The organism is Nocardiopsis sp. CNZ308, assembly GCF_004217075.1.
Map to the genome: position 1 here is coordinate 3,804,726 of NZ_SHKJ01000001.1, position 20,571 is coordinate 3,825,296.

Genomic DNA, 20,571 nt, shown 5'->3' on the forward strand with positions numbered 1-20,571 from the left:
CCGGTGCTCGACCTCACCGACGTCACCAAGGTCTACCGGGGCGGCCTCCGCGCCGTCGACGGTGTCACCCTCAGCCTCCGGCCGGGCGTGCTCGGCCTCCTCGGCCCCAACGGCGCGGGCAAGTCGACGCTGATGCGGATCGTCGCCACGGCCGCCCGACCCACCAGCGGACGCGTCCTCTTCGAGGGAACCGACGTGACCGCGCGGCCGCGCCCCCTGCGGCGGACCCTCGGCTACCTGCCGCAGGACTTCGGCTTCTACCCCAACCTGACCGCACGCGAGTTCCTGTCCTACCTCGCCGCGGCGAAGGGGGTGGGCGCACGCACGGCCCGCGCCCGCATCGGCGAACTGCTGGAGTTCGTCGCACTCGACGGCGCGGCCGACCGGCGCCTGGGCACCTACTCCGGCGGTATGGTGCGGCGGGTGGGCATCGCCCAGGCCCTGCTCAACGACCCGCGCGTGATCATCATGGACGAGCCGACCGTCGGCCTCGACCCCGAGGAGCGCGCACGCTTCCACTCCCTGCTCAGCGAACTGGCCGCCGACCGGGTGGTCGTCCTGTCCACCCACATCGTCACCGACGTGGAGGCGGTCGCCACGGACGTGGCCGTGGTGGTCGGCGGAAGCCTGGTCCGCCGAGGCCGCCCGGCCGACCTGGCGGGGCGGTTGGCGGGGAGGGTGTGGGAGACCACCGCGGACCCCGCGGGTCTGGCCTCCCTGGAACAGCGCCACACCGTGGTCCGCGCCCTGCGCGACGGAGACGGACGCGTCCGGGCCCGGCTCCTGTCCGAACAGCGGCCCACGTCCGACGCCGTCCCGGTGGCGCCGGAACTGGAGGACGCCTACCGGGCGGCCGTGGGAGCGGTGCGATGATCCCCCGGCTCGCGCTCGGCGACCTCCGGGAACGGATCCGCCGCCCCTCCTACGCCCTGACCCTGTTGGGCGCGGCCACGCTCGCCTACCTGGCCGTGCCCGCGGCCGACGGCCACTGGACCGTGGTCGACGCCGGGGGGCACCGCGGGGTCTACGACATGGCCTACGTGGGAGCCGTGGTGGCCCTGGGCGGGGCGCTGTGGCTGGCCCTCGGCGGTTTCTACGTCGTCCGCGGCGCGGTCGCCCGCGACCGGAGCACCGGTGCGGGGGAGGTACTGGCCGTCACACCGCTGCGGTCGTTGGGCTACCTCGCCGGTAAGTTCCTCAGCAACGTCGCGGTCCTGCTGTCGATGGTCGCGGTACTGGTCGGAGTCGCCCTGGTGATGTGGTGGACGCGCGGTGAGGACACCGCCGTCGACCCGGTGGGGCTGGTGCTGCCCTTCCTGGTGGTCACGGTCCCCGTCGTGGTCGCCGTCGCGGCGGTGGCGCTGGTGTTCGACACCGTTCCCGGGCTGCGCGGCGGGTTCGCCGACCTCCTCTGGATCCCGGTCTGGATAGCCGTGGTGCTGGGCGGCCAGAGCAGCCGGGCACCGTTCGGCGGTATCGGGGTCCAGACTCTGGCCGACCCCTTCGACGCCGGGATGGCGCGGGCCGGGATCGAGGCGGAGGGGGAGTTCAGCCTCGGGTTCACCAGGGTGGACGAGCCCCTCGTCCCGGTCCCCTGGGAGGGGTTGGCCCTCGGCGGGGCCTTCCTGACCGAGCGGCTGCTCATCGTCGCCGGGGCCCTCGCCCTGGTGTCGGTGTCCGCCGCGTGGTTCCGTGTACGGAGCACACAGCCCGTACCGCGTGTCGGGGCCGGGGCTCGGCCCGGTCCTCGCGCCGCACGCGCCGTCCGACCGCCCGCGCCCCGCGGCCTGGTCTGGGCGGAGCTGCGGATCCTGTTGGCCGGGGTGTCGGTGTGGTGGTGGCTCGGGGCGGTGGTGCTCGGCGCGGCGGGACTGTGGCTCCCGGTGGAGGCGGTGCGCGCGGTCGTGCTCCCCGCCTGCTGGATCTGGCCGGTACTGGTGTGGGCCCGCGTCTCGACCGCCCAGGTCGGCACGGGCGTGGAGGCGCTGCTCGCCGCCTACCCCGGTCCGGTCCGCCGCCACGTGGCGGCGTGGGCGGCCGGTGTGCTGCTCGCGGTGCTCTCCGGAGCCGGTCCGCTGGTGCGGCTGGCGGCCGCCGGTGACACCGCCGCCGTCGCCGCCTGGTGCGCCGGGGCCGTCTTCGTCCCGGCCCTGGCCGCGGCGCTGGGGACGCTGGGCCGCACCCCGACGCTGTTCCGGGTGCTGTACCCGATGCTGTGGTACCTGGCCGTCAACGGCATCGCCGCCGCCGACTTCATGGGCATGACCGGGGAGGGACCGCCCGCCGTCCTGGTGGCGGCGGTGGCCGGTGTCCTGCTCGCGGTGGCCCTGCTGGCCGGGCAGGCGCGCAGACTGAGCGTCTGAGGCCGGGCACGTCCCGCCGTGTCCGCGCCGCCCCGGGTCGAAGGCACCGCCTTCCGCCCGGGGCCGCCGTGCCGTCCGGGCCGCCACCGGCGCGGAGGCGGCCGCCGCGGTGGCGTGCCCCACATCGTGCGGTTCGCGGCGCGGGGCACTCCACCGGTCGGGTAGAGTTGTCCCTGTCGCCGCGGCCGGGAGGCCTGGCGGTGAACAACAGGCGTCATTAGCTCAGTTGGTTAGAGCAGCTGACTCTTAATCAGCGGGTCCGGGGTTCGAGTCCCTGATGACGCACCCGAGGCGAGGGCCCCGGCCGGAAACGGCCGGGGCCCTCGCTTTTTCCGTGGGGCGCCCTGTGCGGGGCGCGGGGACGCCCTGCCGCGCCCTCACGCTTTCCGCGCGCCTCCCCGAAGGCGTTCACTCCCCCCGCTCCGCCGGAAGCCCTCCGCTGTCCTTTTCCGGAATCCGCTCCCGGAGCCCGCGTGCCTGCGGTCCGTCCTCCGTGACCGCGCGGACGAGGACGCGGCTCCGGAAAACGTCATAGGTCTGTGATGTGCTGCTTCGCGTTTGCGGCATCCCATAGGGGTGAGGCGAGGGAGAGGCCGTGGAAGCACACCGTGACGGTCCACTGTCATTCCGTCGTTTTCGCAGATGAAATTGACATAAACCCCCAGGTAGTGAATTGTTACCTTCTCGCCGCTTCTCTCAGGTCGGCGAGCCCCATGCATAACTTTCGGAGTATCCCCATGTCGAATTTCTCCCCCCTCCTGCGTACCGCCGGCGTCTCGGCGCTCGCCGCGGGCAGTGTCTTCGCCCTCAGCGGCTGCGGTGCCCTCATGTCCTTCATGGGTGCCGGCAACGTGATGGAGCTCAACGTCGGCGACTGCTTCGTCGAGGAGCAGATGAACACCGCTCTCGCCAGCGGCGAGGTCAGCAACATCCCGCTGGTGGACTGCGCCGAGGAGCACGACTCGGAGTTCTTCTTCGCCTACGACATGACCGAGGCCGAGTACCCCGGCGACGAGGCGACCAAGACACAGGCCGAGGAGCTCTGCACCGGCGAGAACTTCACCGACTTCATCGGTGTCCCCTACGCCGAGTCGGAGATCTACGTCGGCCACATCTACCCCACCCAGGACACCTGGGACCAGTTCAACGACCGCGAGATCATCTGCTACGTGAACACCCCCGGCGAGATGGTCACCGGCACCCTCTCGGGCGCCAACCGCTGAGCGTCCCCCCGGACAGCGCAGGCCCTGCCCCGCCTTCGCCTCCCCGGCCGCACGAGCGGCCCTTCCCCCCTCCCCCTCCCACCTGCGGCGACGAACGCCGCGCGGTGTTCGGAGCCCTCGGTCCGGCGAACCCGGACCCGGGATGACGACGTCCGCGAGCCCCGTGCACCCGGACAGGTGGCGCCGATCCCCTCCCCCGTGTCGGCATCAGTACCCAACGACCCAGTGGAGTTCCCCATGCTGTCCGCAACGCGCCGCCCGCTCTTCGGCCGTGTCGTCCTGGGAACCCTGGCCGTCGGCGCCACCCTGGTGGCCACGACGGCCTGCGGTTCGCTTCCCCTGCTGCCCCCCGCCCTCCAGGGCGGCGGGGAGACCGTCGCCCCCGAGCCCCAGGAGACCCCGGAGCCGACCGAGTCCACGGAGACCGCCGAGCCGGTGGAGACCGAGACCACCGAGCCCGTCGCTCCGGGAGACGGTGGCGTGTTCTCCCTGGAGGTGGGCGACTGCTTCGTCGAGTCCGAGATGAACACCGCGCTGTTCAGCGACGGGATCAGCGAGGTCCCGTTGGTGGACTGCTCCCAGGAGCACGACTCGGAGTTCTTCCACTCCCACCAGATGACCGACGCCGAGTACCCCGGCGAGGACGCGACGATGACCGAGGCCGAGGAGATCTGCACCGGGGAGGAGTTCACCAGCTTCATCGGTGTCGAGTACGCCTACTCGGAGATCTACGCGGGCCACCTCTACCCGACCCAGCAGAGCTGGGACGTGCTCGGCGACCGCGAGATCATCTGCTACGTGACCACCTCCAACACGGGCGAGATGGTCACCGGCACCCTCGAGGGTGCCAACCGCTGAGCGCCGGGACCTCGGGGCCCTGCCCCACCCCGCCCTCCCTCCCGCCGCTCCCCCTGAGGCGGCGCGCGTCACGCGGTGCCCGGGAGGTAACAGAACCTGACGCATCCGGACCTGGGACGAAACCTTCTTCACGTCCCCGGCATCTGGGTATGTGTCGCCGATTCCGTCCCCCATCGGCATCAGTACCGAACGATCCAGTGGAGTTCCCCATGCTGTCCGCAACGCGCCGCCCGCTCTTCGGCCGTGTCGTCCTGGGAACCCTGGCCGTCGGCGCCACCCTGGTGGCCACGACGGCCTGTGGTTCGCTTCCCCTGCTGCCCCCCGCCCTCCAGGGCGGCGGGGAGACCGTCGCCCCCGAGCCCACCGACGCCGCGGCGCCGACCGAGTCCGAGGAGACCACCGAGCCCGTCTCTCCCGGGACCGTCGACGTGTTCTCCCTGGAGGTGGGCGACTGCTTCATCGAGTCCGAGATGGAGACCGCGCTGTTCAGCGACGGGATCAGCGAGGTCCCGCTGGTGGACTGCGCTGAGGAGCACGACTCGGAGTTCTTCTACTCCCACCAGATGACCGACGCCGAGTACCCCGGCGACTCGGCGGTACAGACCGAGGCCGACGAGATCTGCAAGGGCGAGAACTTCACCGACTTCATCGGCGTCGACTACTTCGAGTCGGAGATCTACGCCTACTACCTCACCCCGACCCAGCAGAGCTGGGACCAGGCCAACGACCGCGAGATCATCTGCTACGCGACCACCGCCAACATCGGTGAGACGGTCACCGGCACCCTCGCGGGCGCCAACCGCTGAGCAGCGGGAACCGCGGGGCCCTGTCCCCACCCCGCTTCCCCTCCCGCCGTCCCCATGGACGGGCGACCCCCGGAGCGCGGAGCCCCCGAGAATCCGATTCATCCGATCCTGGGATGAAAAATCCTCCGTGGCCGCGGTGAGAACGGCCCGCGCCACCCCGCGAGGGGCGGCGCGGGCCGCCGTCGTCTCCTGGGTCAGATCCCCAGGCCGCTCGGACCGGTCCGGTCGCGCAGCGCCACGAGGTCCTCGGCCTCCACCTCGACCTCCCCGTCGACCTCCGCCGGGGGCAGGCCCTGGCAGGTGAGGTCCTCGGGCCGGGCCCCGTCCACCAGGTAGGCGTCCACCGCCTCGGCCACGCAGTCCAGGCCGCCGGGGAGGTAGAAGCCGTGCCCGCCGTCCCCGGCGACGGTGATCAGGGGGCTGTCCAGCCGGTCGGCCATGGCCGGGCCGCCCTCGTAGGCCGTGTTGGCGTCGAACTCACCGGCGATGACCAGCGCCTCGGGGTAGCCCTCCCGCTCCAGCTCGACCGGGGGCTCGGGCCGGTCGAGGCCGTTGAAGGTGCACGGATGGGCGAGCGCCCAGTAGGCGCCGCTGCCGTAGGGGTGCTCCTCCCGGTACTCCCGGGCGTCCGCGTGGTAGGTGCTGATCCGCTCGGGCCACTCGGCCTCGCACAGCACCGCCGTCTGCAGGTCGATGGTGGCCGTGCCGTACTCCTCCTCGGCCAGGGTGCTCGCCTGGGCGGCGAGGGGCTGGGGCAGGGGCTCGCCGTGCACGATGTACCCCAGGTACTCCGACACCACGTCCCACTGGTCCTGGAAGCGTGAATTCATGCCCACGTCCATGTGGAACAGGTGGCTGTCGTAGAACACGCCGGGCGCGAGCTCGAGCGGTTCCTCCCGCAGCCGCTCGGCGGTCGCCTCGAAGGTCGCGTAGACCTCCTCCCGGGTCGAACCGAAGCCGAAGACGTCGTCGTACCCCGCTGCCCACGCCGTGTAGCGGTCCATGTTCTCGCTGTAGGCCGGTGCCTGCATCATGAAGACGTCGCGCCAGATGCCGTCGGGGTGCACCGACGAGTCCAGCACGCTGCGGTCCAGCCGCTCGGGGAACAGGCTCCCGTAGACCGCGCCCAGGTAGGTGCCGTAGGAGTAGCCCAGGTAGTTGGTCCGCTCCTCACCCAGGGCGGCCCGGATGACGTCCATGTCGCGGGCGGTGTTGGCGGTGGTCATGTGCGGGCGGACGCCGCCCTCGGCCTGCTCGCAGGCGCGCTGGTAGCGGATCGCGGACCGGGTGGCCTCGGAGATCTCCCCGTCCGTGGGACTCGGGTACACGGGCGGCGGTTCCGAGCCGCAGTCCAGCCTGGGCGAGGACCCGCCGCTGCCGCGGGGGTCCATGCCGATGACGTCGTACACCTCGGCGACCCGCAGGCCGCCGACGAGTCCGGTGCCCGTCTGCGGGTCCAGTGGCAGGGGGACGCTGCGGCCGTGCCCGCCCGGTCCTCCGGGGTTGGTGAGCAGGATGCCGCGCCGCTGTTCGGGGTCGGTGGCGCGGGCCCGGCTGATGGCCACGGTGACGCGCTCGCCTCCGGGGTCGGAGTAGTCGAGCGGGACCACGACGTCGGCGCACTCCAGTCCCTGGAGTACCTCCTCGGTGCAGGGCGCCCAGGCCGGTTCCTGGTCGTGGAACTCGGCGAGCGCGGTGTCGTCGGCGGGGGAGTCCAGGGGGTCGGCCGCGGCCGGGGAGGCCGCCGCGAGGGATGCGGCCAGGGCCGTCACCAGGACGGTCGAGGCCAGTGTGGTTGCGCGTGCTGTGCGCACGGGGGTCGCCTCCGCGTCTTCGGTCCGTTCGGGGGAACGGGATCGTGTACTTCGGAGACGTAACCGTACGAACCGCCCGTGTGATGACAACACCCACAAATGTCATGAGTGTGCTCATGTGGCCGGGTTCGGCCAATCGACGCGGCAAACATATGTGGCGGTTTATCGATTTTTGTTCGTTTTGTGATGTCGATCGTGTCGCTCGCAAGACGCCGTTTGGTCACGAAGGTGGTCTGGACCACACCGCTCGGGTTACCGTGAACCCTCTATTAGGAAACTTTCCTAATAGAAACGGAGTCCCTGCGCCCCCCGAAGGAGCCCCGTGGCCACCGAAATCGCGGCCTCCCCACCACCGCCGCGCGCCGGAAGCGGCGCGTCGGCCCGCACCGACGCGCCCGCGCCCCTGCTACCGCGGATCTGGCGCCACTACGCCGCCGTCAAGGTCCGCAAGGCCGTCGTCGTGGTGTTCGTCGTCGCCAACGTGACCTTCTTCCTCGGCCGCGCCATGCCCGGAGACCCGATCGACGTGATGGCCGGGCGCCTCACGCAGGGCGGCATGTCGATGGAGGAGGCCCGGGTCATCGCCATGAACTCGCTGGCCTACGACCCCGACGCCCCCCTGTACCAGCAGTGGTGGGACTTCCTGGTCGGCCTGGTCACCCTCGACCTGGGCATGACCATCAACCGGCCGGGCCAGAGCGTCATGGAGGCCATCGGCGCCTACCTGCCCTGGACCCTGTTCAGCATCGGCGTGGGCACCGTCATCGCCGTCGTCCTCGGCCTGGCCCTGGGCATGGTGATGGCCTACTGGCGCAACCGCCTCCTGGACCACGTGCTCAGCGTCCTCGCCTCGGTCCTGGGCGCCGTCCCCAACTACCTCATCGCGATGGCCCTGGTCTTCGGCGGAGGCATGTACCTGGGGTGGTTCGACCCCATCGACCTGCGCGGCACGATCAGCCCCGGCGTCCAGGCGGGGTTCAACGCGGAGTTCCTCGGCGACGCCCTGTACCACGCGGCCCTGCCGATCGTCACCTACGTGCTCGCCATCATCGGCACCTGGATGCTCATCATGAAGGCCTCCACCACGGAGGTGCTCGGCGAGGACTACGTGACCGTCGCACGCGCCCGGGGGCTGCGCGACCGGCGCATCGCCGTCTCCTACGTCGGGCGCAACGCGGTCCTGCCGCTGGTCGCCCAGATCGCCATCTCCTTCGGCACCCTCGTCGGCGGCGCGATCTTCGTCGAACAGGTCCTGGTCTACAAGGGCGTCGGCGGCCTGCTCCTGGACGCCGTCAACTACCGCGACTACCCGCTCCTACAGGGGCTGCTCATCATCATCACGTCCTGCGTGGTGGTCGCCAACCTCGTCGCCGACCTCCTCTACAGCCGCCTCGACCCGCGCATCCGAACGTAGGAGCCCACCGGACATGGCCGTCACCACCACCGCAGCCCCCGGGGTCTGGGGAACGATCTGGCAGGGCCTCACCCGCAGCACCAGCGGGTTCGTCGGCCTCTGCCTGGTCCTGAGCGTCCTGCTCTTCTCTTTCGTCGGGCCGCTGCTCATCGACCACCACAACCCCACGGACGTCACCGCGATCTGGGGGCCCGTCACCGCCGAGCACTGGCTCGGTACCAACCACCAGGGCAAGGACACCTTCACCCAGCTCGTGCTGGGCGGACGCGAACCCATCTGGGTCGGCTTCGTCGCCGCCGTGATCACCGTGGCCATCGCGGTCGTCCTCGGCGGCGTCGCCGGGTACGTGCGCGGACGGATCGACCACTTCCTGCTCCAGCTCACCGACATCACGATGACCATCCCGTTCGTCGTCCTGATGCTGGTCATCGCGTCGTTCTTCCGCACCTCCTCGCCGCTGGTGGTCTCCCTCATCATCGGCCTGGTCACCTGGCCCTACCTCATGCGCTCCATCCGCGCCCAGGTGCTCACCCTCAGGGAGCGCGAGTTCGTCGAGGCCGCCCGGCTCCAGGACCTGGGCACCGCGCGCATCCTCTTCGTCGAGGTGCTGCCCAACATGGCGGGCTACATCTTCATCAACTTCATCATCGCCATCACCAACGCGATCTACGCCGTGGTCGGCATGTACCTGCTCGGCCTGCTGCCCAGCACCGCCGACAACTGGGGCCTGATGATCCAGCAGGCCTGGAACAACAACGCCTTCCTGCTGCCCCAGGCCGCGCCCTTCCTCATCGCCCCGATGGTGATGATCATGCTCTTCCAGATCGGACTGGTCACCATGACCCGGTCCCTGGAGCAGGCCCTCAACCCACGACTCCGGGACAGGTGAGCCATGACCGACCACACCGCCGCCCCGCCGTCCGCCGAGGGCCCCCTCCTGTCGGTGAGGGGGGTCGACGTGGGCTACCGCACCGGCCGCAGGAAACAGGTCACCGCGGTACGCGACGTCTCCTTCGACCTCCACCCCGGCCAGTCCATGGCCCTGGTGGGGGAGTCCGGCTGCGGCAAGACCACCCTGGGCCTGGGCCTGCTCCGGCTGCTCCCGCGCACCGGCGTCCTCTCCGCGGGCGAGGTCCTCTTCCGCCGCAAGGACGGCCGCCTCGTCGACGTGCGCACCCTCGCCCGCGAGGACCTGCGCCGTTTCCGCTGGAACGAGGCGGCCATGGTCTTCCAGGGCGCCATGAACGCCTTCAACCCCGTGCTGCGGGTGCGCGACCACTTCCTCGACACCTTCCGCGCCCACGACCGGGGCCGCCGCACGCGCGCCGAGGTCCTCGAACGCTCCGCCGAGCTGCTGCGCACGGTCCGGCTCGACCCCGCCCGGGTGCTGGACAGCTTCCCCCACGAACTCTCCGGCGGCATGCGCCAGCGCACCCTCATCGCGCTCGCCCTGGCCCTGGAGCCGCAGCTGCTCATCCTGGACGAGCCCACCACCGCCCTGGACATCCTCACCCAGCGCTCCATCGTCGAGCGCCTCGCGGAGCTGCGCGAGGAACTGCGCTTCTCGATGGTCTTCATCACCCACGACCTGGGCCTGGCCGCCGAACTCGCCGACCGCGTCGCCACCATGTACGCGGGACGGATGATCGAGACCGGCACCACCCGCGACATCTTCCACCGCGCCCGTCACCCCTACACCTCGGCGCTGATCAACTCGGTGCCCCCGGTCACCGGCGACCTCAGGGTTCCCGAGTCGCTGCCCGGGGGCCCGCCCAGCCTCTCCGCGTTGCCCCCCGGCTGCTCCTTCGCGCCGCGCTGCGAGCACGCCGTCGAGCGGTGCGCGTCCACCCGACCCGTGCTCGACGTGCTCACGCACCGCCCCGAGGGGCTGAGCCACGCCGCGGCCTGCCTGCGTTCGAACGAACTCTCCACCGAGGGGGCCACCCGTGATTGACCGGACCGTTCCAGCGGACCCGCGGCCCGAGCCCGGTGCCGCACCCGCCAGCGGCGGCGGGGACGCCCCGCCGCCGGTGCTCAGCCTGCGCGGCGTGCACCAGGTCTTCTCCACCCCGCGCGGCGACGTGCCCGCCGTGGCGGGGGTCGACCTGGACGTGCGCCCCGGACGGGTGCTGTGCCTGGTCGGGGAGTCCGGCTGCGGCAAGACCACCAGCGCCCGCATGGCCGCGGGCCTGGCCGACCCCGTCCGGGGCTCCGTGCTCTTCCGGGGCGGGGACGTCGCCGGAATGGACCGGAGCGAGCGCAGACGCTTCCGCCGCTCGGTCCAGTTCATCCACCAGGACCCCTACGCCTCGCTCAACCCCGTGCGCACCGTCTACTCGACCGTCTCGGCGGGACTGCGCCGCCACGGGCTGGTCAAGGACAGGCACGAGGCCCGCCGGGCCACCGCCGAACTCCTGCGGCGGGTCGACCTCACCCCGGCCGAGGAGTACCTCGACAAGTACCCGCACCAGATGTCCGGCGGCCAGCGCCAGCGCGTGGCCGTGGCCCGCGCCCTGGCGATGGACCCCGAGGTGATCATCGCCGACGAGTCCACCTCGATGCTCGACGTGTCCATCCGGGTCAGCCTGCTCAACACCCTCGGCCGGCTGCGCGACGACCTCGGTGTGGGCTTCCTGTTCATCACGCACGACCTGGCCGTGGCCAAGTACTTCGCCTGGGAGGGCGAGATCGCCGTCATGTACCTGGGCAGGATCGTCGAGCACGGCCCCACCCCGCGCGTGGTCAATGATCCCCAGCACCCCTACACCAAGGCGCTCATCGACGCCGTCTGCGAACCGGACCCCGACCTGGCGCACAACCGGGAACGGATCAGGCTGCGCGGCTCCGAGATCCCCGACCTGACGGACCTGCCGTCCGGGTGCGACTTCCACCCGCGCTGCCCCCTCTACGAGGAGGGCGACTGCGACACCGTCCGGCCGCCGCTGGTCCCCGCGCACGAGCGGCTGCTCGCCTGCCACGTCGTCAGCCGGGGGTGAGTCCGTGCTCGCGGTCGTCGGCCGTTTCGGACTCCTCGCCGGAGCCTTCCTCACCCTGACCAGCGCACTCATGCTCGTTCTCACACCCCCCGGCACAGCCGAGTTCGTCATCAGCGCCCTCACCGTCGTGATCGGCCTGGTCGTGCTCTCCCTCGGTCTGCTCGCCGTCCTACTCGAAAGGAAGCGCCGATGACCCCTTCCACCCCCCACCCCCTGATGCGGGACCTGAGCCGCAGGCGCCTGCTCCGGACGATCGGCTTCGGCGCGGCGGGCGTCGCCGGCGCCGGCGTGCTGTCCTCCTGCGCGGGCGGAGACAACGCCTCGGACGGAACCGCCCAGTTCACGGGCGTCTTCGACTTCGACCTGGCCGCCCAGACGCGCAACGTCGCCGTGGAGGACGGCGCGCTGCTGATGAACTCCGTGTACGCCGACCTCTTCCTGCCCGCGGGCGCGTTCTACAACTGGGAGACCCACGAGTGGGACTACCTGCTCCTGGAGAACAGCGCCTGGGAGGGAGACGACCTCGTCGTGACCCTGCGCCCGGGCCTGAAGTGGAGCGACGGCACCGACCTGACCGCCGAGGACCTGCACCAGAACTACGCCATCCGGGTCCTGGAGGCGCCCGCGTGGTCGGTGGGCTTCCCGCAGATCACCGAGCTGGAGCAGCTGGACGACCTCAGCGTCCGCGCGCGCTTCGACAACCCCTTCCCCGGCATCGAGCTCCAGGTCGTCAAGCACCGGATCTTCTCCAAGTCGACCTACGGCGACTTCGGGGAGCGCGCGATCGCGATGGTGGCCGACGGCGTCCGACAGGGCGACGACGAGCACACCGAGTTCAACGCCGAGTTCATCGAGTTCAACCCCGAGGAGATCATCACCAGCGGGCCCTACACCTTCGACCGGGCCCAGATGTCCGACGCGCGGATCACCCTGGTGCGCGAGAGCACCGGCTACCAGGGCGAGGAGGTGAACTTCGAGGAGGTGGTCGTCCACAAGGGCGACAACCGCCAGGCCTCCCTGCTCATCCAGCAGGGCGAGGTCGACTACTCGACCCTGGCCACCTCCGCCGCCGACCAGCAGGCGTTCCGCGGCGTCGAGGGGTTCCGGTGGATCGAGCACCCCGGCTACGACGGCTGCGGACTGATGTTCAACTACGCGGCCAAGCCCGAGCTCAAGGACGTGCGGGTGCGCAAGGCGCTCAAGCACCTGCTCGACAGCGACCAGATCGGCCAGGTGGCGCGGGGCGATGCCTACGACCGGGTGCGGTACTACTCCGGGCTGGTCGACCTCCAGACCGAGCAGATCTTCACCCCCGAGGAGCTCGCGGAGTTCGCCGCCTACGACCATGACCCGGACCGGGCCGCCGAACTGCTGGAGGAGGCGGGCTGGACCAAGGAGGGCGGGGTCTGGCACACCGCCGAGGGTCAGGAGGCCAGCTACGAGATCATCGGCGTCGCGGGCTGGGGCGACTTCGAGCTGACCGCCACCCAGGTGGAGGAGGCCTGGAACGCCTTCGGGATCAAGACGACGGCGCGCAACGTGCCCGCGGACAACCCCTGGGGCATCTGGGCCGCAGGTGACTTCGAGGTGGCCGTGCGCCACTGGGGCAACCCGGAGATCCCGCAGTACTGGGGCGCCTTCCAGATGAACTTCCTGGTGGAGAACGCCCGCACCGGCGAGACCCCGGGGCAGGACTTCGACCTGAAGGTGGACAGCCCCAGCCGGGGCGAGGTGGACCTGGAGGCGCTGGTCGAGGTGGCCAAGACCGCGCAGACCGAGGAGGAGCAGACCGAGGCCCTCAAGACGATGGCGATCGTCTTCAACGAGCTGCTGCCGCGCATCCCGATCTGGACCTACAAGTACCTGGCCCCGGCGCTGGAGGGGGTTCGGGTGGAGTCCTTCCCCGAGGACCACCCCGCCGCCCAGAACCAGATCTACCGGGACAACCACATCATCCTGTCGCTGATGCAGGGCGGCCTGGAGGCGGCCGGGTAGGGGACGGCGGGGCCGGGGGACCGGGCCGCACCCGGGGGCGGGGCCGCACGGCCCCGCCCCTTCTGTGCGTACTCTCTCTTTTACGCCGGAATGATGACCCTTGATGCGCATTCGCGGCGGAGGAAGGTAGTCTCCTGTACGTCGGGAGGACGGTGTCCGAACACCGCCCGTTTCCGACGCCAACGCCTTCGCGGGGGCCGCCCCGGCCTCCTGCCCGAAGGCGCGCAAAACGTTTCCGCGCTCCGCGTTCCCCCGGTCGTGCCCCGCCCCTGCGCGGGACGGCCCGCGAGGCGCATCGCTCCTCGTCCGGAGCTGTTTTCGGAGCAATTCCGGGAACGGCGCGCAAACGGGGGGAAGAGGAATCGACAGGAGAGCCATGACCCCCGCTCCCCGTGGACCCGCGCACCCGGACCGTCCGAGCGCCGGAGTCCCGTGCCCCCGTGCCGACGCGGCGCCCCGGATGCGCGGGCGGACGCGGCCCCCGTGCGACGGGGCTTCCCGCCGCTGCGGCCCGAGGGGCGGTCCGGCTCGGCGGCCGGTCGACGAGCCGCGCGTTCGCACTGTTCAGAGCGGGTGCGCGTGGTTCCGGATCACGGGTCCGCCGGTGCGGCGGACCGGTTGCTGACACCTGTCCGTAAACAGACACGGGTCCATAAATCTCACAAAAACATCTGGGGTCACATCACCCCCTGGATGGCGTTCGCGCACGTCAGAGGTGTTGTTCCGGGTGCTTTTGTGATCCTTCCATGATTCGTCTGCCAAGGCTGTCGACCTTTGTTAGTCTGGCGAACCGAACGACGGTTCTCGGTGGAAGTACAGGAATTGTGCGGGGCATGGATACTTGTCTCCGGATGGGGTGTCGCACCCGTCTGGTCCCCGCTCGGGCGGGGGCGCCCCGGCCGAGACCTTCTTCCGGCGCACGGGGCACCCGGCTGCCACGGGGGTCCCGCGCGGGATCCCGGGGCGGCCACCTCCCCGGGCAGGGCGGTGGAGCGGCGCCGCCGCCGAGCCAGCCCCACCGACGCGAGGAGACGAGATTGTGGCAGAGGCGCCGTCGCCGCGAGACAGCTCCGCTCCGCACCCGCGCGGGGGCGGGTCGATGACGTCAGCGGAGGACGGGCAAGGAGCCAGGCGGGAGGGACGGTTCCGACGAGCCATCTCCCGTATGGTCAGAGCCCAGGAACCCCCCTCACCGGAGACCCAGCAAGGAAATCCCGTGCATCATCCCGTGCATCCGCACTCGCAGAATTCCGGCCGCACGTCGGACCGGGACAGCGTCCAGCCCACGGGCGGGTCCGCTCCCGAGTCGGGCGCGACGGAGCGCGGCGACGCCGCGCCCCCCGCGACCGGCCCCTTCTCCGGCTCCGCCGAGAACGGGTACCGACCCGCCTCCAGGACCAGCGTCCCCAACCCCTACACGACCCGGCGGGTGAACGTCGACGACGTGGACACCGGGGCCTCCCCGGTCAACCAGTGGCGTGGCGTGGGCCTGGACGAGCCCGAGCCGCGTACCCCACCCATCACCGCCACCACGGACACCATGACTGACACCTCCTCACCGACAGAGCGCGCGGAGCGGCCCCAGGCCCCCGCCGCGCAGACGCAGGCGGCGCCCGCGGACACCACGCCGCAGTCGGCCTCGCGGCCCGAGCAGGCGGGGCGGCAGCGGACCGAGGTCCCGCACGGCCGGACGCGGTCCCCCGAGGAGCAGGGCCGCCCGCCCCGGCCCGAACAGGCGGACTCCCACCGACAGGACCCCCCGCAGGCCGCCGACGACCACCACCGGCCCGAGCAGCCGCAGGCCGACGCGTCCCAGGCCGACGACCACCGCCAGCCGGAGCAGCCCCAGGCCGCCGCGCCCGCCCAGGGCCACCAGCAGCCTCCCCAGGCATGGCCCGCGCCCCAGCCCTACCAGGTGCCGGGGGAGCGCCCCGCGCCCCCGCAGGTGCAGGGGCAGCACGGGTACTCCCAGCAGCCGGTCCCCGGCCCGGTCGGCCACGACCCCTACGCGGCCCCCGCGCCCTACCAGGCGCCCCCCGGCGCGCAGTACGGCCCCTACCACCCGGCCGGGCAGGAGCCCCACCACCCCTACCCGCCGCACCCGCAGGCCGCCCCGGCGCCCTACCCCGCCGCGCCGCCGCAGCACGGCGGTTACGCGCCCCAGCCGCAGGGCCAGCACCCCTACCCGGCGCAGCCCGCGCACTACCCGGCGCAGTACCCGCCCCAGCCGCTGGTCACCTACCAGAGCGCCTACCCGGCGCCCTTCCAGCCCCCCGGCTACGTCATGCACGGCCAGCCGATGTTCTACCCGGGCCAGTACAACCCCTACGGCCAGCCGGTCCAGCACATCATCGTGCTCACCGCCGGACAGCAGCCGCAGGTGATCAGCGCCGAGTCGGCCAGCACGCTCTTCGCCGAGCACGCCGAGACCCGGACCGACTCCGCCGAGCGCGAGGACCGGGCCCTGACCCGCGCGGGCTCCGGCACGGACGCGGGCAGGGAGCAGCCGGAGCGGGAACAGGAGCGGGAGGCCCCGGCCGAGGCCGCCGCGGAGCCCGCCGAAGCGGCTCCCGAGGCCCCCGCCGAGACGCTGACCGAGCGCAGGGCGGCCCTCATGGACGCGATCGCCCCCACCCCCGCGCCCTCCGAGGGCGGCGACAGCCTCCTCAACGAGGCCCTCGCGGGTCTGGCCATGCGCGACCTGTCGCTCGTGGACGCCCTGCTGGAGATGGTCGAGGAGCTGGAGACCGACGCCCAGGACCCCGACCTGCTCGACAAGCTCTTCCAGATCGACAACTTCGCGACCCGTATGCGGCGCAACGGGGAAAACTTCTTGGTGCTCACCGGACATGACGGCGGCGAGTCCGACGCCCACGACGAGATCGTTCCCCTGCTCGACGTGGCCCGCGCCGCCACCTCCGAGATCAAGGACTACCCCCGCGTCCGGATGGGCAAGATCCCGCAGACCTCCATCACCGGTATGGCGGCCGACGACATCAGCCACCTGCTCGCCGAACTGCTGGACAACGCCACCGCCAACTCGCCCGAGCACTCCCAGGTCGTCATCAGCGCCCAGGAGATGGCCGACGGGCGCCTCATGATCGTCGTCGAGGACGAGGGCGTGGGCATCCCCGAGGGGCAGCTCGCCGAACTCAACGACCGTCTCGCGGGCGAACCCGTCCTGGACGCCGACGTGCCCCGCCACATGGGCCTGTACGTCGCCAGCCGGATCGCCAAGAAGCACGGGTTGGAAGCCAGGCTCGAACCCCGTTCCTTCCGCGGGGTGAGCGCCTACGCGATCATCCCCAAGGAGCTGCTGCGCGTGGCCACGCCGCGAACCCCCGGACAGGCCCGCACCTCGACCGTCCCGACGAGCGCCCCGCCCGCCAAGCCCGTCGCGCCCGCCCCGGCCCCCGCCCGCCCCCCCGCCAACGGCACGGGCAGGCCCTCCGCGGCGAGCGGTTCGGCGGTGACCTCCGCCGGGCTGCCCCGGCGCAGCGCCACCCCGCACGGATCGCCCCTGCGGATGATGCCCCGCCCCGGACAGAAGCCGGACACCCCGCCCCAGGCCCGCGAGGACACTCCGCCCAGGCTCACCGGGGAGGCCCGGGCCGAGCAGATCCGCGACGAGCTCGGCGACTTCTTCGACGGCGAGCGCGAGGCCCGCGAGGGCGGCGACGAGCTCAAGGACGACAAGAAGTGACGGCTCCCGACCCCGTCCAGGGCGCCCCTCCCGGTGTGCCCCCGCAGACACCACAGCAGCGAACACGACCCTCGGCCCAGGCAGGTAAGGCACAGCGATGACTGAATCCGTGAACGACAGTGTTGAGAACTTCTCCTGGCTCATCGACCGCTTCGTCCGTGACGTGCGCGGTGTCGAGCACGCCGTCGTGGTCTCCTCCGACGGTCTGGTCCTGACGCACTCCAGCGACTTCCCCGAGGAGCACGCCGAGCAGCTCGCGGCCATCGCCAGCGGCCTGCACAGCCTCGCCGTCGGCGGCGCCAACCTCTTCCAGAGGGGCGAGTGCGAGCAGCTGCTGGTCCGCTTCAACCACGGCCACCTGTTCATCATGGCGATCAGCGACGGCTCCTGCATGGCGGTGCTCACCGCCCCGGGCACCGAGCTCAAGATCGTCGGCTTCCAGATGACCAAGCTCGTGGAGAACGTCGCCCACGTGCTCACGCCGCAGCTGCGCTCGCAGCTGCGCGAGGTCATCCAGAACTGACGACGGTGCCCGTTCGGGAGGAGAGGTTGCCTCGGCTATGAGCTTCCGCAGGCGAAGGAGTAACCGTGTCCGTCCGTTCACCTTCACGGGTGGGCGGACACGGTCGCGGCATCCGCTGATGGTGCAGACCCTGGTCTCGACGTCCGAGCCCGGGCAGGAACCTCCTGGCACCCTCATGCCGGAGTCGATCAGTATCTACAAGCTGTGCCGGGAGACCCGGTCGCTGGCCGAGGTGTCGGCCGAGTTGAACATCCCCCTGGGCGTCACCCAGGTTCTGGTCAGCGACCTGGCCGAACAGGACCTCGTGTACATCCACCCGACCATCACCGGCAGCAGTCCATCGGAAAACCAGGTTCTGGAGAGGGCTCTTCGTGGTCTCGAACGACTTTTCCAGTGACAAGCGGTCGAATCGCAAGAAGATGTCGAGCAAGATCGTCATCGCCGGGGGCTTCGGCGCCGGCAAGACGACCTTGGTGCGCTCGGTGTCGGAGATTCCCCCTGTCACGACCGAGGCGATCATGACCGAGGCCAGCATCGGTCATGACGACACCTCGATCACACCCGACAAGACGACCACCACCGTCGCGATGGACTTCGGTCGCATCACCATCGACGACGAACTGGTCATGTACATGTTCGGCACACCGGGCCAGGCGCGTTTCTGGTTCATGTGGGACGACCTGGTCCGGGGCGCCGTGGGCGCCGTCGTCGTGGTCGACTGCCGGAGGCTCGCGGACTCCTTCGACGCGGTCGACTACTTCGAGACGACCAAGCGCATCCCCTACATCGTGGCGCTGAACAAGTTCGAGGGCCGCCTCGAGTACACCTCCGAGCAGGTCCGCGAGGCGCTGGAGGTCAGCCCCGAGGTGCCGATCATCGACTTCGACGCCCGGAACCGCCTGTCCGGGGGTGAGGTGCTCAAGACGCTGCTCCGGTACGCGTTGGAGCACAACCGCGCCAGCGAGCCCGTCGCCTGACGGACAGGGAGGCCCCGGTCTTCCCACCGCCCCGCAGATTCCCCAGGAAAGTTAGCGACAATGCGCAAGATCCTTATCGTCGGCGCGGGTCATGCCGGCCTGCACCTGGCCCATGGGCTATTGACCCATGGATACGACGTCACGGTGATCACGGGGCAGTCCTCGATGGAGATCCGGACGGGAAAGCCTTCGATCTCGCAGTTCACGCTCCCCACGGCGCTGAACTATGAGCGTGAACACGACCTCGATCTGTGGAGCGCCCTCGCCCCGCAGATCAGGGAGGAGAAGGTGCACCTGTACCCGGGCGGAGGCAAGCCGCTCGTGTCCTTCAAGGGAAGGACCGGTAAGGACAACGACTACATGGTCTCGGTCGACCGGCGAGTGAAGATGGCCGACTGGCTGGAGTACTTCGAGGACCGGGGCGGCAAGGTCGTCATCCACGGTGTCACGGTCACCGACCTCGACTACTTCTCGCGTATGTTCGACCTGATCATCGTGGCGGTCGGGCACGGAGAACTCGGCCAGCTCTTCGACTACGACGAGAGCAGGTTCAGCGGTGCGAGGCCCCGTTCCATCGCCCAGGCCTATGTCTACGACGTCTGGCCGGACGAGCAGGGCGAGGAGAACATCGGCTGGGCCGCGTCGGCGGCCGACGCGGGCAACATCAACTTCATGCCGATCCTGGCGCAGGACGGCCCCTGCCACACGCTGATGATGGTGGACAAGCGCGGCGGCCCCATGGACGCGTGGCCCGACCGGCCGGGGCCCGAGGAGCAGTTGCGTCGGATGAAGGACCTCCTGCGCAGCTACGCTCCGGAGTACTTCGAACGCGCCAAGGACGCGGTCCTGGTCGACGGCAGGAACAGCACCCTGGTGGAGGACCTGACCCCTCAGGTCAGGAACCCCGTGGGCGTTCTCCCGTCCGGCGGACGCGTCCTCGGCATGGCGGACGTGGTCGTCACCATGGACCCTTACGTGTGCCAGAGCTGGAACAACTCCACACGCTGTGCCAAGGCGTACCTGGAGAGCATCATCGAGCACGGGGACCGTGAGTTCGACGAGGAGTTCCTGGTCGGCGCGTTCGACCGCTTCTGGGAGTTCGGCCTGCACAACCAGTTGTGGTCTGAGATGAACTCCACGATGTGGGACGCGGGCGACCTCCCGCCGCACTTCTACGAACTCATCGACGCGGCCAACGCCCACCCCGAGGTGGGAGACCGGTGGATCGGGGGCTGGGACTACCCGCCGGACTTCAGCACCTGGCTCCTCGACCCGGAGCTCGCACGCCAGTACATCGCCGAGGTGCGGGCGCGGAACGGGAACTGACACCCGTGCCGCCTCGCAGATGCCCGATGTCCCAGGGACATCGGGCATCCGGCTGTTTGGAGGCGTTTTCGCCTCTAATTAAGTCGATGACTGAATGGCTCAACAGAATGACCGAAAACCCTGCGTGCGTTGTCACGCCACCTGGCCGACAGCTACGATCCTTCGAGTTGGTGTCCATAACATCCGTAGAGTGACGAATGAGTTTTATGTAACAAACATGACGGTGTATCGGGCGCCTACCGCACTGGGCCACTTTTCGCAAGGACTCCCGTGTCGGCTGTGAAGGGTGTTTCATGTAGCCCCGTGCGTGCCCCAACCCTTCTGGCCCCGCTCGGGACGAAGGCTCCGACCCCTCAGGGGACGAAGACGTGTCCGTTTCCTCGGAGAATCACTCCGACCTGCGAGAAAGCGATCATATCGCGCACCTTCGCGGTATCGGGTGCCGATGCGCCTTCCGTGAGGGCGCACGTCGCGAAAGTCCTCGTGTGCGCACGACGAGAACGTGAAGCGTGATCGGAGGGAAAGCGTTGAGCAGTGACCATGCGGACGGCGTCCACGAAGGCGCCGGTGCTC

General features: G+C 70.5%; 17 protein-coding genes and 1 tRNA gene. 17 read left to right on the forward strand and 1 reads right to left on the reverse strand.

What is annotated here, in order from left to right:
• The first annotated feature begins 3 nt into the window (after positions 1 to 3).
• From EV372_RS16625 to EV372_RS16650, 6 genes are all read left to right on the forward strand, one after another.
• Positions 4 to 873 carry an ABC transporter ATP-binding protein gene (locus tag EV372_RS16625; RefSeq protein WP_130396713.1) on the forward strand — a complete coding sequence of 290 codons (870 nt, stop codon included), beginning with the start codon at positions 4 to 6 and terminating at the stop codon, positions 871 to 873.
• Positions 870 to 2,363, forward strand: coding sequence for a hypothetical protein (locus tag EV372_RS16630; RefSeq protein ID WP_130396714.1), 1,494 nt, complete (start codon positions 870 to 872; stop codon positions 2,361 to 2,363). The genes EV372_RS16625 and EV372_RS16630 overlap by 4 nt, the downstream gene beginning before the upstream one ends.
• A gap of 211 nt (positions 2,364 to 2,574) precedes the next feature.
• Positions 2,575 to 2,648, forward strand: a tRNA-Lys gene (locus EV372_RS16635).
• A 452-nt stretch (positions 2,649 to 3,100) separates the two neighbouring features.
• Positions 3,101 to 3,586 carry a septum formation family protein gene (locus tag EV372_RS16640; RefSeq protein ID WP_130396715.1) on the forward strand — a complete coding sequence of 162 codons (486 nt, stop codon included), beginning with the start codon at positions 3,101 to 3,103 and terminating at the stop codon, positions 3,584 to 3,586.
• Between the two features lie 237 nt (positions 3,587 to 3,823).
• A complete protein-coding gene (locus EV372_RS16645) occupies positions 3,824 to 4,444 on the forward strand; it encodes a septum formation family protein (RefSeq protein WP_130396716.1) in 621 nt (206 codons plus the stop codon).
• Positions 4,445 to 4,653: 209 nt separating this feature from the next.
• Positions 4,654 to 5,250 (forward strand): septum formation family protein, encoded by a 597-nt coding sequence (locus EV372_RS16650; protein WP_130396717.1) that lies wholly within the window; start codon positions 4,654 to 4,656, stop codon positions 5,248 to 5,250.
• Between the two features lie 194 nt (positions 5,251 to 5,444).
• Here the strand turns inward: EV372_RS16650 and EV372_RS16655 are convergent, their stop codons facing one another.
• Positions 5,445 to 7,064, reverse strand: coding sequence for an alpha/beta fold hydrolase (locus EV372_RS16655; protein WP_130396718.1), 1,620 nt, complete (start codon positions 7,062 to 7,064; stop codon positions 5,445 to 5,447).
• 322 nt (positions 7,065 to 7,386) lie between these two features.
• Between EV372_RS16655 and EV372_RS16660 the strand changes: the two genes are divergently transcribed.
• The 11 genes from EV372_RS16660 to EV372_RS16710 all read left to right on the forward strand — a co-directional run bounded on the left by EV372_RS16660 (position 7,387) and on the right by EV372_RS16710 (position 19,998).
• On the forward strand, positions 7,387 to 8,478 hold the full coding sequence (locus EV372_RS16660) for an ABC transporter permease (RefSeq protein ID WP_130396719.1): 1,092 nt from the start codon (positions 7,387 to 7,389) through the stop codon (positions 8,476 to 8,478).
• A 13-nt stretch (positions 8,479 to 8,491) separates the two neighbouring features.
• Positions 8,492 to 9,367 (forward strand): ABC transporter permease, encoded by an 876-nt coding sequence (locus EV372_RS16665; RefSeq protein WP_130396720.1) that lies wholly within the window; start codon positions 8,492 to 8,494, stop codon positions 9,365 to 9,367.
• 3 nt (positions 9,368 to 9,370) lie between these two features.
• Positions 9,371 to 10,432: an ABC transporter ATP-binding protein gene (locus EV372_RS16670; protein ID WP_130396721.1), complete on the forward strand. Its 1,062-nt coding sequence runs from the start codon at positions 9,371 to 9,373 to the stop codon at positions 10,430 to 10,432.
• Positions 10,425 to 11,474: an ABC transporter ATP-binding protein gene (locus EV372_RS16675; protein ID WP_372497287.1), complete on the forward strand. Its 1,050-nt coding sequence runs from the start codon at positions 10,425 to 10,427 to the stop codon at positions 11,472 to 11,474. The genes EV372_RS16670 and EV372_RS16675 overlap by 8 nt, the downstream gene beginning before the upstream one ends.
• A gap of 4 nt (positions 11,475 to 11,478) precedes the next feature.
• Complete coding sequence (locus EV372_RS16680) at positions 11,479 to 11,667, forward strand: hypothetical protein (RefSeq protein WP_130396722.1); 189 nt, start codon at positions 11,479 to 11,481, stop codon at positions 11,665 to 11,667.
• Complete coding sequence (locus EV372_RS16685) at positions 11,664 to 13,469, forward strand: ABC transporter substrate-binding protein (protein ID WP_130396723.1); 1,806 nt, start codon at positions 11,664 to 11,666, stop codon at positions 13,467 to 13,469. The genes EV372_RS16680 and EV372_RS16685 overlap by 4 nt, the downstream gene beginning before the upstream one ends.
• Before the next feature lie 1,216 nt (positions 13,470 to 14,685).
• The gene (locus EV372_RS16690; RefSeq protein ID WP_130396724.1) at positions 14,686 to 17,172 is read left to right on the forward strand and encodes an ATP-binding protein; all 2,487 of its coding nucleotides are present in this window, start codon (positions 14,686 to 14,688) and stop codon (positions 17,170 to 17,172) included.
• 97 nt (positions 17,173 to 17,269) lie between these two features.
• The gene (locus EV372_RS16695) at positions 17,270 to 17,695 is read left to right on the forward strand and encodes a roadblock/LC7 domain-containing protein (RefSeq protein ID WP_013151544.1); all 426 of its coding nucleotides are present in this window, start codon (positions 17,270 to 17,272) and stop codon (positions 17,693 to 17,695) included.
• Between the two features lie 37 nt (positions 17,696 to 17,732).
• Complete coding sequence (locus tag EV372_RS16700) at positions 17,733 to 18,092, forward strand: DUF742 domain-containing protein (RefSeq protein WP_013151545.1); 360 nt, start codon at positions 17,733 to 17,735, stop codon at positions 18,090 to 18,092.
• Positions 18,093 to 18,114: 22 nt separating this feature from the next.
• A complete protein-coding gene (locus EV372_RS16705; protein WP_019606709.1) occupies positions 18,115 to 18,672 on the forward strand; it encodes a GTP-binding protein in 558 nt (185 codons plus the stop codon).
• Positions 18,673 to 18,732: 60 nt separating this feature from the next.
• Positions 18,733 to 19,998, forward strand: coding sequence for a styrene monooxygenase/indole monooxygenase family protein (locus EV372_RS16710; protein WP_130396725.1), 1,266 nt, complete (start codon positions 18,733 to 18,735; stop codon positions 19,996 to 19,998).
• The last annotated feature ends 573 nt before the right edge of the window (positions 19,999 to 20,571 follow it).

Coding starts and splice junctions, on each gene's coding strand:
- EV372_RS16650 (WP_130396717.1), top strand. CDS start 4,654: ATGCTGTCCGCAACGCGCCGCCCGCTCTTCGGCCGTGTCGTCCTGGGA.
- EV372_RS16645 (WP_130396716.1), top strand. CDS start 3,824: ATGCTGTCCGCAACGCGCCGCCCGCTCTTCGGCCGTGTCGTCCTGGGA.
- EV372_RS16705 (WP_019606709.1), top strand. CDS start 18,115: ATGTCGAGCAAGATCGTCATCGCCGGGGGCTTCGGCGCCGGCAAGACG.
- EV372_RS16710 (WP_130396725.1), top strand. CDS start 18,733: ATGCGCAAGATCCTTATCGTCGGCGCGGGTCATGCCGGCCTGCACCTG.
- EV372_RS16665 (WP_130396720.1), top strand. CDS start 8,492: ATGGCCGTCACCACCACCGCAGCCCCCGGGGTCTGGGGAACGATCTGG.
- EV372_RS16630 (WP_130396714.1), top strand. CDS start 870: ATGATCCCCCGGCTCGCGCTCGGCGACCTCCGGGAACGGATCCGCCGC.
- EV372_RS16695 (WP_013151544.1), top strand. CDS start 17,270: ATGACTGAATCCGTGAACGACAGTGTTGAGAACTTCTCCTGGCTCATC.
- EV372_RS16700 (WP_013151545.1), top strand. CDS start 17,733: ATGAGCTTCCGCAGGCGAAGGAGTAACCGTGTCCGTCCGTTCACCTTC.
- EV372_RS16640 (WP_130396715.1), top strand. CDS start 3,101: ATGTCGAATTTCTCCCCCCTCCTGCGTACCGCCGGCGTCTCGGCGCTC.
- EV372_RS16685 (WP_130396723.1), top strand. CDS start 11,664: ATGACCCCTTCCACCCCCCACCCCCTGATGCGGGACCTGAGCCGCAGG.
- EV372_RS16670 (WP_130396721.1), top strand. CDS start 9,371: ATGACCGACCACACCGCCGCCCCGCCGTCCGCCGAGGGCCCCCTCCTG.